We start from the raw sequence: 378 nt of genomic DNA on the forward strand, positions 1-378 counted from the left end.
TTGCGGAAAATATATGCTCCAAAAGCATATATCGGCCCTCCCTTGCGAAAATCCCCGGTGTGGCTGCCATGGTGTGCTACGCGGCGGTGGTTCGGTTGCCCCATGCCAAAGAACCGACCACGCTGCCATTGTGGCGGCGATATGAAACGAAACGGCACCACCAGCAACGGGACGACCCGGTGGCGGTGCAAAATCTGCGGTGCTTCACTGACCAAGCAGCGCAGCGATATCACCAACGCAGCCCTATTTCGTGCGTTCATCCAGCACCTGACCACCGGGACCAGTCTTGCTGCGATCGCCGGCAACTTGAGCTGCTCGACACGTACGCTGCAACGCAAATTCGATACCTTTTGGCTGGTTGACGTGCCTGACCCGACC

At 58.2% G+C, this 378-nt stretch carries 1 pseudogene; it reads left to right on the forward strand.

Annotation, left to right across the window (positions count from 1 at the left end):
- Positions 1-102: 102 nt before the first annotated feature.
- A pseudogene (locus tag HMPREF2785_RS12400) lies at positions 103-378 on the forward strand (IS256 family transposase); the annotation flags it as partial.

This window comes from Corynebacterium sp. HMSC067D03 (assembly GCF_001811185.1).
In the GTDB taxonomy this organism is placed as follows: domain Bacteria; phylum Actinomycetota; class Actinomycetes; order Mycobacteriales; family Mycobacteriaceae; genus Corynebacterium; species Corynebacterium coyleae.